Here is a 13889-nt window from a genome sequence, read left to right on the forward strand (position 1 = left end):
CTGTCTGGATTAACGTTTAATAAGCGATAAAAATTCACGACGCAGATTAGGGTCTTTTAGGAAAGAACCATGCATGACGCTATTGATCATTTTGGCATCGGTATCTTTCACGCCGCGCCAATGCATGCAGAAATGATCTGCTTCCATGACGACAGCCAGACCATCCGGTTGCATTTTTTCTTGCAAGGCATCAGCCAACTGAACGACGGCTTCTTCCTGAATCTGCGGGCGGCTCATGATCCATTCAGCAATCCGTGCATACTTGGATAAGCCGATCAGATTGGAATGTTCGTTTGGCATGACACCAATCCATACCTTGCCCATAATCGGACAGAGATGATGTGAACACGCGCTTCTGACGGTGATCGGACCAATGATCATCAGCTCGTTCAGATGCGAGGCATTTGGGAATTCGGTCACGGATGGCATCGGTACGTAGCGTCCATGGAACACTTCGTTGATGAACATTTTCGCGACACGGCGTCCGGTATCTTGGGTATTGTGATCACTTTCTGTGTCGATCACCAGACTTTGAAGCACAGCCCGTAATTTTTCTTCGACTTCCGCTTGCAACTCAGCAAGTTCGCCAGGTTCGATGAACTTGGCGATATTGTCATTGGCGTGAAAACGCGTTTTACTCGCGAGCAAACGTTCGCGAATACGTTGGGAAGTGGGGACGCTGACCGCTTGGTAAGCGATGGACGTATCATTAGACATGCATAATTCCTATCGGAAAGGCCTATACGAGAACGACTATGGTAACTGAATTCTTTATAGTTTGCTTTTGGCTGCAATAAGTTCAGTTTTCCAGACCGGCAGACACACGGCACACAGGCAAGTGGCGTCAGGATTGACGCTACCCTCGGGTAAAACTGAGACGTCGAGTGCGGGTAAAACCATACACCAGCATGGCTGGCCGGTGTTGTCTGCTACCGCACAAACGAATTGAGTCTGACAACGTTGGCAAATGCTCATCGTTGTTCAGGCTTTGCGGGTGGTTGATTCGTCGGGTCAGGGTCTTGTGAAACACGGTGCATCGCTTTGCGTAAAAATTGCATCTGACCATTGAAATTGGTGCAGGCGTTGCAAATGGATAAGTGCATCTTCAGACGTGCCCGTTCGCTCAAACGCAATGGTCTGTCTAGCCCTTCAGAGATCATTCTGTGAGCTTGTTTGCAAGAGTATAAGAAAAATTGCATCAATTGGTTCCGATCTATTTAGTGATTGCCAAACCAATTCAGATCTAAGCATTCGCGAAGACGTAAACGTGCACGATACAACACCACCCATAAATTAGACGCGGTTAAGCCTAATTCCTTACAAATTTCTTCGGCATCGAGTTCAAGCCATTCCCGCATCATAAAGACCCGAGCCGTTTTCGGTGGCAAATTCTCAAGGCACATTTCTAGTACACGAAAAAAATCTTTTTCTTGCAATGTCGGTTCAGGCTCGCCCCATGCGCTCGGCATACTGACTGTGTGGCCGTTGGTGTTAAATAAGCTATCAATCAGATCAGTCTCAGACTCGTCCGCGGTGGTATCCAACGGCACTTCTCTCTTAAGACGGCGCAAGTGATCGATAATTTTGTATTTTAATATACCTGTCACATAGGTTCGCAGGCTGGACTGACCGGCAAAACTGTCTGGTTTTTCCAGTACCGCAAGTAAGGCTTCCTGAACAGCATCCTCAGCAGCGTTGTCATTTCGTAATTGCAAATAGGCGAAGCGAAGCAGGACCGGCCGCATACTTTCTAGTTGCTGATGCAAATCGATGAGGGATGTCATAAATTCAAAATGAATTGGTACCAGTAAAAGCGCTATTATCCTGTAAAATTCGGGTCTATCGAATAAACCCTTCATGATACCTTCAGGATACCGTCATTATGAGCGATTTGAACGCAAACGCAGAAGTACCAGTTGATAAATTAGCCGGTGTCGAACCCGCCATCAAAGCGGAAATTCTGGCAGAAGCCCTGCCCTACATCCGTAAATTCCATGGTAAAACCATTGTTGTTAAATACGGTGGCAATGCAATGACTGAGGAGCGCCTGAAGCATGGTTTCGCTCGCGACGTGATTCTATTGAAGCTCGTTGGTATGAATCCCGTGGTTGTGCATGGTGGTGGCCCACAAATTGACAATGCCCTTAAAAAAGTCGGCAAGCAAGGTAATTTTGTTCAGGGTATGCGTATCACCGATGAAGAAACCATGGAAGTGGTTGAATGGGTGCTTGGCGGTGAGGTTCAGCAAGATATCGTAATGTTGATTAACCACTATGGTGGTCAGGCTGTGGGTCTGACTGGTAAAGACGGTGGCTTGATCCGTGCACGTAAAATGATGATGCCGGATCGTGAGCATCCGGGCGAAATGCTCGATATCGGTTACGTTGGTGAAATCGATGCGATCAACCCAGCGGTAGTGAAAGCGTTGCAGGATGATGCGTTCATTCCGATTATTTCGCCAATCGGTTTCGGTGAAGATGGTCAGGCTTATAACATCAATGCTGATCTGGTCGCTGGTAAGATCGCCGAAATTCTCAAAGCTGAAAAGCTGATTATGATGACCAATATCCCAGGAGTCTTGGATAAACAAGGTAATCTGGTGACGGATTTGTCCGCGCGTGAAATTGATGAGATGTTTGCTGACGGCACGATTTCTGGCGGTATGTTGCCAAAAATCTCTTCCGCATTGGATGCTGCAAAATCCGGTGTCAATACCGTGCATATTATTGACGGACGTATTGAACATTCCTTGTTGCTCGAAGTGTTGACCGAACAAGCGTTCGGTACCATGATCCGCAGTCACTGATTTGTTACGGTTCTGCTTTTTCATTGACGCCTTACCTGTTGCTGGGTCTGGCGTCACTGCTTCTGCTGCGAGCCGGAGCGTGGCATGAAGCGTCGCGTTCCGCCTTCCCCATTGGTCTGGTTATTTGATCTGGACAATACCCTGCATAACGCATCGCATGCCATCTTTCCGGCAATTAACCGGAATATGAATGCCTATATTGCAAAGGTGCTGGGGGATGGATTGCACCCTGCGGACGAAGCAACCGTCAATGCGGTTCGGCAAGATTACTATCAGCGTTACGGTATTACGATGCTGGGCATGGTGCGTCATCATGGCGTTAAGGCAGAGGATTTTCTGCAAGAAGCGCATACCTTTGAGGATTTGCCGCAGATGATCCGAGCGCAACGGGGTTTACTCAGACTCTTGCGCCAATTGCCAGGCAAAAAAATATTGCTGACCAATGCCCCGCGTGACTATTCACAGCGTGTCATGCGTCACTTAGGTTTGCACAGGCACTTTGATGGGCACATCTCTGTCGAAGAAATGCGGGTTCACGGCAAATTACAGCCGAAGCCTTCCCGTGCGTATTTGCGTAAATTATTAGCGATGCACGGGTGGACACCAGAAAATTGTATTCTGGTGGAGGATAGCCTAGATAATTTACGTGCGGCAAAAACAGTCGGATTGCGTACTGTATTGGTCAATGCTTACACGCCTGCCCACTTACGCCAGCGTCCGGCGGCTTGCGTCGATATTTGCGCTAAATCCGTCGCTACGCTGCCCAGACGAAGTCGACAGTTTTTATCCTCATCTTGAGAATATCGTTTAAGCTGATGAAATAGTGGCTTAAGTCAAGCCTAATTTCTGACAGAATATTCTTTTTATCACTTCACATTCATGGTGGGTTTCACATAGAATCTAAAGCCCGCGACGAACGCGGATGCAGAAACCGTGAATAATTCAAGCGCCAGCAGCAAGTGCTGGTGTCTGCATTATTCGCCCCATGACATTATCTCGTTACTCAGATCAAAGAAAAATGGCAAGTACCAAACCCGGCGAGCGCAAACTACAGATACTCCAGACGCTGGCAAGCATGCTCGAAAATCCGAAAGGCGAAAAGATCACGACCGCTGCCCTAGCAGCGAGAGTCGAGGTCTCGGAGGCCGCTTTGTATCGTCATTTTGCGAGTAAAGCGCAAATGTTCGAAGGATTGATCGAGTTTATCGAGACGTCCATCTTTGGACTGATCAATCAAATTAGCGACCAGCAAGAAGATGGGTTGCTGCAGGCACAGGCGATTATTCAGATGTTGCTCAATTTCGCTGAGCGCAATCCCGGCATGACAAGAGTGTTGATCGGTGACGTATTGGTCAACGAAGACGAGCGTTTACAGTTGCGGATGAATCAGCTCGCAGAACGTATCGACATGGCATTTCGGCAATCTCTACGTCTTGCTGCCTCTCAGGGGCACTTGCCAGAGACGGAAGCGGCTCCGCGTGCTTCTATGTTGTGTAGCTTTATCCTTGGCCGCTGGATGCGTTTTGCTAAGACAGGCTTTAAACAATTGCCTACAGAGCAAGCAACAATTCAGATCGCTATGTTGTTACGTTAACGCTGCAATTTACGCCACGTTTCCTGTTTCCGCAGTATGATGTAGCGCCGGTACGCCAAGTGCCGAGCGCCTGACATCATAAAACTACACAGACCCAAACTGTGACAGGAGACAACATGAAACTTTCTGATAGCCACGCTGGCGAAGGCCAGGGCGCGCAGGTGAGGCGTCGTCATATTGATACTTTGCTCAGTAAATACGCTGAAAGCCATCTGCATCCGATCAACGAAATTATTCATTGCATCTGCGTTCCCGCCATCGTTTTTTCTTTTTTAGGAATGATTTGGTCTGCACATCCACTGGCAGCCTGTGCTGCGGTCATGACGAGCCTGATTTATTATTTCTCTTTGTCCGTACGTTTTGCAACAGGCATGCTCATCATGTCAGCGGCGATGTTGCTTCTGTTGCAGCAACTACCGCAGTCATCGGTGTGGAAAATTTCTTTGTTGGTTTTTGTTGTTGCCTGGATAGGTCAGTTTATTGGGCACAAAATTGAAGGAAAAAAACCATCATTTTTTGACGACCTGCGTTTTTTGTTAATTGGCCCCTTATTTGTGCTGGGTATTCTGTATCGTCGGCTGAATTTAAAATATTAGTCAACCAGCGTTATCATCTGACTGCGAGCTTAAGTATGAATGCCAAAGTCACACGTTGATATCGCCATTTTTCATGGTATCGGGATCATACAAAGACCAGGTATTACGGCCGGCACTCTTGGCGTCTTTGAGTGCTAGATCAGCAAAGTGCAAGAACAACCGTTGATCGATTGCGTGCAAAGGACAGCAGGCGATACCGATACTGCCAGTGACCGCAAAGTGCTGTCCTTTCAGTGTCATCGGCCTTTGCATCGCCAGAACCAGTCGGGCCGCAAGGTTTTTGACGGTGTCCAGATTCTCGACATTGGGTAGGACGGCGGCGAATTCATCTGCATCAACTCGGCATAAGCTGTCAGTATTGCGCAGTACCTCAGACAAACGCTGTGCAACGATCACTAAAATTTGGTCACAAACATCGTAGCCATGCGCATGGCTGATGTCTTTGAAGTGATCAAGATCGATAAACATCAATGCCATCATTTCGTGGTTCGCAATAGCATCTTCGACATGATTGGTGAGCAAACGATGAAAATAGTGGCGGTTGGGGAGTTTGGTCAAGCTGTCGTGATTATCTAAAATATGTAGCCGATTTTCTGCTTCACGACGTTCATGGGTCTCACTGTGAACGTCAATCTCCCAAGCCTCAATCCGCGTTAGCATCAGGTTGAAATGTTGATGCAGATTGCCCAGATCCTGACTGGGTTCAATCGTTGAGCGAACGCTGAAATCACCTGTTGCAGCCACTTTTTCTGCGATCTCTGCGAGGATGAAAGTCGGCTGTAGAAGTTGAATCTGGCGTTTGGCGAGTACATACGCGGTAACAATGGCTAGAATGATGAAGCCAGCAAGATTGAAGATAAATAACTGAACAATCCGGCGATATAACGGAGTTACTTTGCTTTGAGTCACTAACTGACCATGAATGCCTGTTGTATCAGAGACAGGTGTACTGATAACCAGACTGGTGGTAGAAAAATAAACCTGTGAGGTTTTCTCTAAGTTGATATCTGTTAGTTTGTCGGTACTGATTAACGTGCCGTTATTTGAGCTCAGGACTGCATGTCCTTTACTGTCGTATAGGGTGACCTCGATAATGTCCGTGTCTCTCTCTGTATTGAGCACCAGGTTTTGCATTCCACGTAAATCACCGGCCACCAGCTGATCTGATAAATTGTTCGCCAGCATTACCGTTTTCAGCAGCATTTCATTGCGGATTTGTTTGTATAGTTCACCCCCCGCAAATGCGGTGCAGAACAGCAGCGCTACGCCCATTGTCAGCGCTAATAAGCGCAAATGCTGCGTAAACATCAGTGCAGCCGGAGAATCAAGGGGTTTTTTTTCCATGTTAAGATGAGATTTGTCGATGTTGTTGCCAATGTTGGATAAGCGTTAAGCGGTTGCGGATGACCAGAGATGGTTCCGTGCCAGCAATTTGCTCAATGTGACGCTGAGGTCTTATAAGACTATCTTGGCACGGACAGGTTGTCTTGTCTCTAACTAAAGTGTAAAGGTTGGTGTTAATTGAACCTTTTTGTGTCAAAAAAATAACTTTTAATATTTTTTAGCAATTTATTGGCATTATGAAACAAATCGGGCGAACATGTTTTCATTTTCATAATGCTAACGGTGACAGTCTTTGCGTCCACTTTTCATTGACGTACAAGTCAATTGATGCAAAGCACTGCATCTGCGAGTAAACTCTGACACCATTTCATGCTTAGTTAAAACCGTGTCTCCAATTTTTGATAGTTCCGCTGTTGTCGCTGGTCTGCAGCAGACAAACCAGGCATTTGCTTTGCTCGATGACGCCCAAGCAGAGGCGTCGCAGTCTCGACTGTATGTCCATTTACAGAAGACGTTATTGTGCGAAAAAAAGTCTGAATGGCCGGCGTTTATACAACAGCTCGAAGCAGCCTTGCAGCAGGGCTATTTTGCCGTGAGTCTGTTGTCTTATGAGACGGGCGCACAATTACACGACATTGCCCCGCGTGAAACTCCCTCCGTTTCAAAAATTCTCATCTTTAAAACTTGCTATCAATTAAGTCAGTTACAGGTTCAGACTTTTTTGGAGACAATGACGGTACAGGCGCAGGCGCAGGCGTCACATGCCACAATTGCTGGCATTGCCCATATTCGCCCGACAATTAACGAACAGCAATTCGAGGCGGCCATTGCCAATGTGCAAGCCTATATTGCCGCTGGTGACACGTATCAGGTCAACTATACCTACCGCTGGCACTTTGATGTTTATGGAAGTCCGTTACAGTTATACCGACGCCTGCGTGAACGTCAGCCAGTGCCATATGGCGCGCTGATCGTATTGCCGGATGGCGAGGCGATAGTGTCTATGTCGCCGGAGTTGTTTGTCCGCCATCATCGCGGGCATTTACAAGCGCGTCCTATGAAAGGTACTGCAGCTGCGACTGGCGATACAGCGCAAGACCAGCAGGCTGCTGCAGCGCTGGCGCAAGATACGAAAAATCGTGCTGAAAATTTGATGATCGTTGATTTGTTACGCAATGACCTCGGACGCATTGCCGAAGTGGGTTCCGTCACCGTCCCTCAATTATTTGAGGTCACCCGTTTCTCTAGCGTATTGCAAATGACATCGACGATCGATGCGCGTTTGCGTCCACGACTGCAACTCGTCGATATCTTGTCTGCTTTATTTCCGTGTGGTTCGATTACTGGTGCGCCTAAACGTCGCACCATGGAAATCATTCGTGAAATTGAAACAGCACCACGGGATTTATATACGGGTGCCATTGGTTGGTTTGATCCTCCCTCTGACGATGTGATGCCGGGTGATTTTTGTTTATCTGTACCGATCCGTACCCTACTGCTACAGGCCCCACAGCCGCAACATCAGCCTCAGCGTACTCCCCAGCGTCGACGTGGTGTGATGGGGGTTGGTGCGGGTATTGTCTACGACAGTGTGGCTACCGAAGAATTTGCTGAGTGCCGCTTAAAAGCGCGATTTCTGACCGGATTACAACCGCAGTTCGACTTGTTTGAAACAATGTACGCAACGCATGAGGATGGTTGTCGTTACCAGCACCAGCATTTAGCGCGCTTGCGCAAATCTGCCGATTATTTTGGTTTTGCGTGGAATGAGTCCAGAATTCATCACCTTTTACAAGATACCTGTAACGCTCTGCCACCTCAAACCCCATACCGACTGCGGCTCAGCTTGCATCCTCAGGGTGAAGTGCAGGTGCAGACTGGTGTCTTAACGCCGTTGAGCGGACGTCCAACCGTGTTGATATCGGCTTTAACGACAGACAGTAACGATTTGTTCTTGCAGCATAAAACCAGCGTCCGTCAGCAATATGATGAGGCGTGGCAAATGGCAGAAAAGCAGGGTGCATTTGATATGGTGTTTTTCAATGAACAGGGGCACCTGACCGAAGGTGGGCGTAGCAATATTCTGTTATTTGTTCATGGGCGTTGGGTGACGCCGCCGTTAGCAGACGGTGTGCTACCAGGGGTGATGCGCTCAGTGGTACTCAATGATTCCCGTTATCGTTTGACTGAGCAGTCCTTAACCCGTGCTGATCTCATGAGTGCGGAACGTATCATGCTTTGCAATGCACTCAGAGGTGTTTTTGGAGTGGACTTGGCTGTCTAAAAGTCGTATGTCCTCGTCGGTTAGAATGGGTAAGGGCAGAGGTATGAGCAGTTGTGAGCTAGCTACGACGTATTCTCTTTAAAATACCTGTTCGACTGGTCGAGAGTTTGTACTTTTTCCGAGTAGCGGGTTAAACTCAAACGAAAGGCAGGAACATGCCTGATCGTTGAATTGCTGATTGTCCAGCAGACCAACTACCCGATTAATTATACTACTCACTATCCGGAGACTTACCCATGAAGCAACGTTTTGTTCTTGCAGCCTTACCCGCGCTATTATCCTTATTCCTGAGTGCTCCAGCGTGGTCACAGATCAAGGTTGGTGTGAACGTATCCGCCACTGGTGCTGGTGCGTCATTGGGTATCCCTGAGAAAAACACATTCGCCTTGTTGCCGAAAGAAATCGCGGGTAAAAAAGTCGAGTACATTATTTTAGATGACGCATCAGACACCACTACCGCAGTAAAAAACGCCCGCAAACTAGTATCCGAAGACAAAGTTGATTTACTGATTGGTTCGACGATTACACCGCCTTCGCTGGCGATGATTGATGTTGCCGCAGAAAGCGAAACACCGATGATTTCTATGGCGGCATCAGCGGTGATCATTTCGCCGATGGATGCAAAACGTTATTGGGTGTTCAAGTCGCCACAAAATGATTCGCATATGTCAACGGCAATCATCAGTCATATGGCAGATGCGGGTGTCAAAACCGTGGCCTTTATCGGTTTTAACGATGCTTATGGTGAAGGCTGGTACAAAGAATTTTCAAAACTGGCAGAGTTGAAAAAAATTAAAATCGTTGCCAACGAACGTTTTGCTAGACCCGATACGTCCGTCACCGGACAGGTATTAAAAATCGTCGCCAGTAATCCAGATGCTGTCCTGATTGCTGGCGCTGGTACCCCTGCTGCGCTGCCCCAAAAGACACTCAAAGAACGCGGCTATAAAGGCAAAATCTATCAGACCCATGGCGTTGCCAATAATGATTTCTTGCGCGTTTGTGGGAAGGATTGCGAAGGAACTTTTTTACCGGCAGGACCCTTGTTAGTGGCGTCACAGTTACCAGCGGATAATCCAGTGAAAACCTCTGCACTAAAATACACAGCAGCCTATGAAAAAGCCTATGGCGCGGGTAGTGTATCGACATTTGGTGGACATGCATGGGATGCAGGTATGCTGTTAGCGAATGCCGTTCCAGCTGCGCTCAAAAAAGGACAACCTGGTAGCAAAGAATTCCGTGCTGCGTTACGCGCTGCCATCGAAGGGACCAGCAACTTAGCGGTTTCACATGGCATCGTCAATATGAACCCTACCGACCATCTTGGCTTCGATCAGCGTTCTCGTGTGATGGTACAAATTGTCGGTGGTAAGTGGAAGCTGATTGGGCAGGGAAACTAATACGGTTTTCTATCGCCATGATTGAACCATAGTAGCATTGCACCGATGATGGCATCCTTCATCGGTGATTGTTTTGTGCTATTTGTCTGAAGACTGAATTAAATCAGAATTAAATCAGAATTAAAACAAGAGTAAGTAACGCCATGCCATGGTGTTTTACCTTTTCATAGCGTGTCGTCCTTACCGTTCAGAGAGTCAGTGATTTATGGATTTTTCAATTGCCGCCATTCTGGCGCAAGATGGTATTACCAGTGGGGCGGTCTATGCTTTGCTGGCACTAGCCCTGGTGCTGGTATTTTCGGTAACCCGCGTGATCTTTATCCCTCAAGGGGAGTTTGTCGCTTATGGTGCTTTAAGTTTGGCGACTATTCAGAGTGGTAAAGCGCCACAGACCGCCAGTTTGTTACTCGTCCTAGGCCTGCTGTGCTGGCTCAAAGAGATGTACGCTGTTTTACGTAAGACAGCGTCGCATACAAGCACTCCCAATCCCTTATCTGGCACACTAATATCCGGATTCAAGCTAGTGGTTTTTCCGCTTGCTTTGTGGGGTTTGACACGTCAATTTGCAATGCAAGACTGGCCATTAGTGGTGCAGGTTTTATTGGCCTTAATGCTGGTGATTCCGATGGGGCCAATGATTTATCGTCTGGCTTATCAGCCTCTGGCAGAGGCTAGTACATTAGTGCTGCTGATCGTTTCGGTGGGAGTGCATTTTGCGTTGACCGGATTGGGGCTGGTGATGTTTGGTGCAGAAGGCTCGCGCACTACCGCATTCAGCGATGCCCGTTTTGAGATTGGTGCATTGACGATTTCTGGACAAAGCTTGGTAGTGATCGCCGTGTCAATCTTGCTCATCGCCGTGCTGTATTTTTATTTTGAACGGAGCTTGTCAGGCAAAGCCTTGCGGGCGACAGCGGTTAATCGTCTGGGTGCCCAATTAGTGGGTATCGGGACAATACAAGCAGGGCGCACGGCGTTTACGCTGGCAGCAGCGATTGGTGCGCTGTGTGGTGTCCTGATTGCACCCATGACGACGGTGTATTACGACGGTGGATTTCTGATCGGTCTCAAAGGCTTTGTCGGTGCGATTGTTGGTGGTCTGGTGAGCTATCCGCTCGCGGCTGCAGGTGCGCTGTTGGTGGGCTTGCTGGAATCGTATTCTTCATTCTGGGCAAGTGCTTATAAAGAGGTGATCGTTTTCACGTTGATTATTCCTGTGCTGTTATGGCGTTCGTTGACGGCGGGTGCGCATGACGAGGAGGATGAAGTATGAAAGCGCTGAGACAATACGGCCGCTATGTCTTCATGGCGTTGATGTTATTGGTGCCTGCGTTGCCGGTGCCAGAATTCTGGATTACGCTGGGTAACTATATTGGTTTATACGCCATCGTTGCACTGGGTCTGGTTTTATTAACGGGGATCGCGGGGCTGACGTCGTTTGGCCAGGCGGCTTTTGTAGGAATTGGTGCATATGCCAGTGCTTATTTAAGCACGACGCTCGGCTATTCGCCTTGGTTAGGACTGCTTGTGGGTCTGGGCATTACCATAGTGGCCGCCATCACAATTGGCGGGATTACGATGCGCCTGTCCGGACACTATCTGCCATTAGGAACGATTGCGTGGGGCTTGTCGTTGTTTTATCTGTTCGGTAATACCGAAATGTTGGGTAAATACGATGGCTTAAATGGCATCCCAGTAATTTGTATTTTTGGGATGACGCTCGATAGTGGTCGCGCGATGTTTGCGTTGATCTGGGTGATATTGTTTCTATGTCTGATTGTGCTTCATCACTTGTTGCAGTCCCGCCCTGGGCGTGCCATTCGCGCACTCAAAGGTGGCGTAGTGATGGCAGAAGCCATGGGCGTCAATACCTTCAGAATGAAGTTAATTATTTTTGTGATTGCCGCGATGCTGGCAAGTCTTTCCGGCTGGCTCTACGCGCATTTACAACGTGCAGTCAATCCGACACCGTTTGGTCTCAATGCTGGAATTGAATATTTGTTTATGACCGTTGTGGGTGGTGCCGGATATTTATGGGGCGCGGTGCTGGGCGCAACGATACTTACGGTACTTAAAGACAAATTACAAACGATATTGCCTGCGTTGTTGGGAAGTGAAGGTAATTTTGAAATTATCGTTTTTGGGATCTTCATGGTGCTACTGTTGCAGTATGCACGAGATGGTGTCTGGCCTTATCTTGAGCGATTTTCTCATCGGCTCGTGGATGCGTGGTTGCCAGATCAGCCTACATTCGTTATCGACCCACAAGCACGTCCTCTGCCTCGTTGTCATCAGCCAGACCCTGGCGTTGTGATATTGGAAGTCGATCAGGCACGTAAGCAGTTTGGTGGACTAGTCGCTGTCAATGACATGCATTTCAGTTTGCATGCAGGACAAATTATTGGCCTGATTGGTCCGAATGGCGCTGGTAAATCGACGATGTTTAACTTGATCACTGGCGTGCTGCCATTGACTTCGGGCGCGGTGAGGTTTTATGGTAAAGACGGCTTACAAACGATAGCAGGCTTGCCGTCTCGTGAGATTGTCCGGCGCGGTATTGCGCGGACGTTTCAGCATGTGCGTTTATTGAGTTCGATGACGGTGTTAGAAAACGTCGCAATTGGTGCGCATTTGCGTGATAAAAGTAATGACGTCACAGAAGTGATCGCCAGCATGCTGCGGCGTGATCGTGCGATTGAACACAGCTTGCTCGCTGAAGCGCATCGTCAGTTGGAGCGAGTTGGTCTCGCCCACCTGATGCATGAAGAAGCAGGGAGTCTGGCGTTAGGGCAGCAACGTATTTTAGAAATTGCCCGCGCTTTATGTTGTGATCCTATCTTGCTGTTGCTCGATGAGCCAGCGGCCGGGCTACGTTACAAAGAAAAGCAAGAGCTGGCGGAACTCTTGATTAAATTACGGGCAGAAGGAATGAGCGTTTTACTAGTCGAACATGATATGGATTTTGTGATGAATCTGACTGATCATTTGGTGGTCATGGAATTCGGCACCAAGATTGCTGAAGGCACACCACAAGTGATTCAACAGCACCCTGCGGTCTTAGAAGCCTATCTTGGTGGAGTTGAATGATGCGTTTATTACAGGTCTCGCGACTCGAAGTTTTTTACGGCAAAGTCCAAGCGTTACAACCTACGTCGTTACACATCGATAGCGGACAAATCGTCACTGTCATTGGCCCGAATGGTGCAGGTAAATCAACGATGCTAAATGCCATCGCAGGTGCGTTACCGGCGAGCGGTACGCAGTCGGGCGACGTTATTTTTGGAGAGCAGAATCTGACAGGGTCGGCGATAGAAAAACGCGTCGCATCAGGTATGTCGTTGGTACCAGAAAAGCGTGAACTCTTTGCCACGATGAAGGTAGAAGACAACTTATTGCTAGGTAGCTATCGCAGATATCAAGCCGGTGAAAAAGACTATGCTGATCAGATGCATGTGGTGTATGACTTGTTTCCCCGTCTTAAAGAGCGACGTCAGCAACAAGCGGGTACCTTGTCTGGTGGTGAGCGACAAATGTTGGCCTTAGGAAGGGCGTTGATGGCAAAGCCTCGCCTGTTGATGCTTGATGAGCCGAGCCTTGGATTGGCACCGTTAATTGTGAAGGAGATTTTTCATATTATCCATCGCTTAAAACAGACGGGTGTCGCGATTTTATTGGTTGAGCAAAATGCTCGCGCCGCGTTGCAGGTGGCGGATTATGGTTATGTGCTGGAGACGGGGAGCATTGCGTTAGAAGGCGTGGCGTCTGATCTGGCGCAGGATCAGCGGGTTGTGGAGACGTATTTGGGGTTGGTGAAGAAGTGATTTTTTTGAGGTATTTCTGAGGGGCGGGCACTTCGTGGTGCCAG

At 48.2% G+C, this 13889-nt stretch carries 14 protein-coding genes; 9 read left to right on the plus strand and 5 right to left on the minus strand.

Features of this window, described 5'->3' with window-relative positions; genetic code table 11:
• Positions 1-9 precede the first annotated feature (9 nt).
• From folE to ACO0KV_RS06765, 4 genes are read right to left on the minus strand one after another with little or no spacing between them, the layout of a single operon-like run.
• Positions 10-717, minus strand: coding sequence for a GTP cyclohydrolase I (folE, locus tag ACO0KV_RS06750; protein ID WP_423041183.1), 708 nt, complete (start codon positions 715-717; stop codon positions 10-12).
• Positions 718-771: 54 nt separating this feature from the next.
• Positions 772-975 (minus strand): cysteine-rich CWC family protein, encoded by a 204-nt coding sequence (locus tag ACO0KV_RS06755; protein ID WP_423041185.1) that lies wholly within the window; start codon positions 973-975, stop codon positions 772-774.
• Positions 972-1199: a zf-HC2 domain-containing protein gene (locus ACO0KV_RS06760; RefSeq protein WP_423041187.1), complete on the minus strand. Its 228-nt coding sequence runs from the start codon at positions 1197-1199 to the stop codon at positions 972-974. The genes ACO0KV_RS06755 and ACO0KV_RS06760 overlap by 4 nt, the downstream gene beginning before the upstream one ends.
• A gap of 18 nt (positions 1200-1217) precedes the next feature.
• Positions 1218-1784, minus strand: a complete 567-nt coding sequence (locus ACO0KV_RS06765; protein WP_423041189.1) for a sigma-70 family RNA polymerase sigma factor — start codon at positions 1782-1784, stop codon at positions 1218-1220.
• Between the two features lie 98 nt (positions 1785-1882).
• Between ACO0KV_RS06765 and argB the strand changes: the two genes are divergently transcribed.
• The 4 genes from argB to ACO0KV_RS06785 all read left to right on the plus strand — a co-directional run bounded on the left by argB (position 1883) and on the right by ACO0KV_RS06785 (position 4996).
• Entirely contained in the window at positions 1883-2806 is a 924-nt protein-coding gene (gene argB / locus ACO0KV_RS06770) for an acetylglutamate kinase (RefSeq protein ID WP_423041191.1), read from the plus strand.
• An 84-nt stretch (positions 2807-2890) separates the two neighbouring features.
• Positions 2891-3604 (plus strand): pyrimidine 5'-nucleotidase, encoded by a 714-nt coding sequence (locus ACO0KV_RS06775; RefSeq protein WP_423041193.1) that lies wholly within the window; start codon positions 2891-2893, stop codon positions 3602-3604.
• A 220-nt stretch (positions 3605-3824) separates the two neighbouring features.
• Positions 3825-4400: a nucleoid occlusion factor SlmA gene (gene slmA / locus ACO0KV_RS06780; RefSeq protein ID WP_423041195.1), complete on the plus strand. Its 576-nt coding sequence runs from the start codon at positions 3825-3827 to the stop codon at positions 4398-4400.
• A 116-nt stretch (positions 4401-4516) separates the two neighbouring features.
• Positions 4517-4996, plus strand: coding sequence for a DUF962 domain-containing protein (locus ACO0KV_RS06785; RefSeq protein WP_423041197.1), 480 nt, complete (start codon positions 4517-4519; stop codon positions 4994-4996).
• A 48-nt stretch (positions 4997-5044) separates the two neighbouring features.
• Here the strand turns inward: ACO0KV_RS06785 and ACO0KV_RS06790 are convergent, their stop codons facing one another.
• Complete coding sequence (locus tag ACO0KV_RS06790) at positions 5045-6340, minus strand: diguanylate cyclase domain-containing protein (protein ID WP_423041199.1); 1296 nt, start codon at positions 6338-6340, stop codon at positions 5045-5047.
• 385 nt (positions 6341-6725) lie between these two features.
• Here ACO0KV_RS06790 and pabB point away from each other — a divergent pair, with 385 nt between their 5' ends.
• From pabB to ACO0KV_RS06815, 5 genes are all read left to right on the plus strand, one after another.
• Positions 6726-8624, plus strand: coding sequence for an aminodeoxychorismate synthase component I (gene pabB / locus ACO0KV_RS06795; protein WP_423041201.1), 1899 nt, complete (start codon positions 6726-6728; stop codon positions 8622-8624).
• A 236-nt stretch (positions 8625-8860) separates the two neighbouring features.
• Positions 8861-10024 (plus strand): ABC transporter substrate-binding protein, encoded by a 1164-nt coding sequence (locus ACO0KV_RS06800; RefSeq protein ID WP_423041203.1) that lies wholly within the window; start codon positions 8861-8863, stop codon positions 10022-10024.
• 205 nt (positions 10025-10229) lie between these two features.
• Positions 10230-11297: a branched-chain amino acid ABC transporter permease gene (locus tag ACO0KV_RS06805; protein WP_423041205.1), complete on the plus strand. Its 1068-nt coding sequence runs from the start codon at positions 10230-10232 to the stop codon at positions 11295-11297.
• Positions 11294-13111: an ABC transporter permease subunit gene (locus ACO0KV_RS06810; RefSeq protein ID WP_423041207.1), complete on the plus strand. Its 1818-nt coding sequence runs from the start codon at positions 11294-11296 to the stop codon at positions 13109-13111. Before ACO0KV_RS06805 ends, ACO0KV_RS06810 begins: the two co-directional genes overlap by 4 nt.
• A complete protein-coding gene (locus tag ACO0KV_RS06815; protein WP_423041209.1) occupies positions 13108-13845 on the plus strand; it encodes an ABC transporter ATP-binding protein in 738 nt (245 codons plus the stop codon). The genes ACO0KV_RS06810 and ACO0KV_RS06815 overlap by 4 nt, the downstream gene beginning before the upstream one ends.
• Positions 13846-13889: the final 44 nt, after the last annotated feature.

The sequence above is a fragment of the Undibacterium sp. RuRC25W genome (assembly GCF_049339825.1).
Classification (GTDB): Bacteria; Pseudomonadota; Gammaproteobacteria; order Burkholderiales; family Burkholderiaceae_D; genus Undibacterium.

Coding starts and splice junctions, on each gene's coding strand:
- ACO0KV_RS06805 (WP_423041205.1), top strand. CDS start 10,230: ATGGATTTTTCAATTGCCGCCATTCTGGCGCAAGATGGTATTACCAGT.
- ACO0KV_RS06760 (WP_423041187.1), bottom strand. CDS start 1,199: ATGCAATTTTTCTTATACTCTTGCAAACAAGCTCACAGAATGATCTCT.
- ACO0KV_RS06790 (WP_423041199.1), bottom strand. CDS start 6,340: ATGGAAAAAAAACCCCTTGATTCTCCGGCTGCACTGATGTTTACGCAG.
- ACO0KV_RS06765 (WP_423041189.1), bottom strand. CDS start 1,784: ATGACATCCCTCATCGATTTGCATCAGCAACTAGAAAGTATGCGGCCG.
- ACO0KV_RS06800 (WP_423041203.1), top strand. CDS start 8,861: ATGAAGCAACGTTTTGTTCTTGCAGCCTTACCCGCGCTATTATCCTTA.
- ACO0KV_RS06785 (WP_423041197.1), top strand. CDS start 4,517: ATGAAACTTTCTGATAGCCACGCTGGCGAAGGCCAGGGCGCGCAGGTG.
- ACO0KV_RS06815 (WP_423041209.1), top strand. CDS start 13,108: ATGATGCGTTTATTACAGGTCTCGCGACTCGAAGTTTTTTACGGCAAA.
- ACO0KV_RS06755 (WP_423041185.1), bottom strand. CDS start 975: ATGAGCATTTGCCAACGTTGTCAGACTCAATTCGTTTGTGCGGTAGCA.
- slmA (WP_423041195.1), top strand. CDS start 3,825: ATGGCAAGTACCAAACCCGGCGAGCGCAAACTACAGATACTCCAGACG.
- ACO0KV_RS06775 (WP_423041193.1), top strand. CDS start 2,891: ATGAAGCGTCGCGTTCCGCCTTCCCCATTGGTCTGGTTATTTGATCTG.
- folE (WP_423041183.1), bottom strand. CDS start 717: ATGTCTAATGATACGTCCATCGCTTACCAAGCGGTCAGCGTCCCCACT.
- ACO0KV_RS06810 (WP_423041207.1), top strand. CDS start 11,294: ATGAAAGCGCTGAGACAATACGGCCGCTATGTCTTCATGGCGTTGATG.
- argB (WP_423041191.1), top strand. CDS start 1,883: ATGAGCGATTTGAACGCAAACGCAGAAGTACCAGTTGATAAATTAGCC.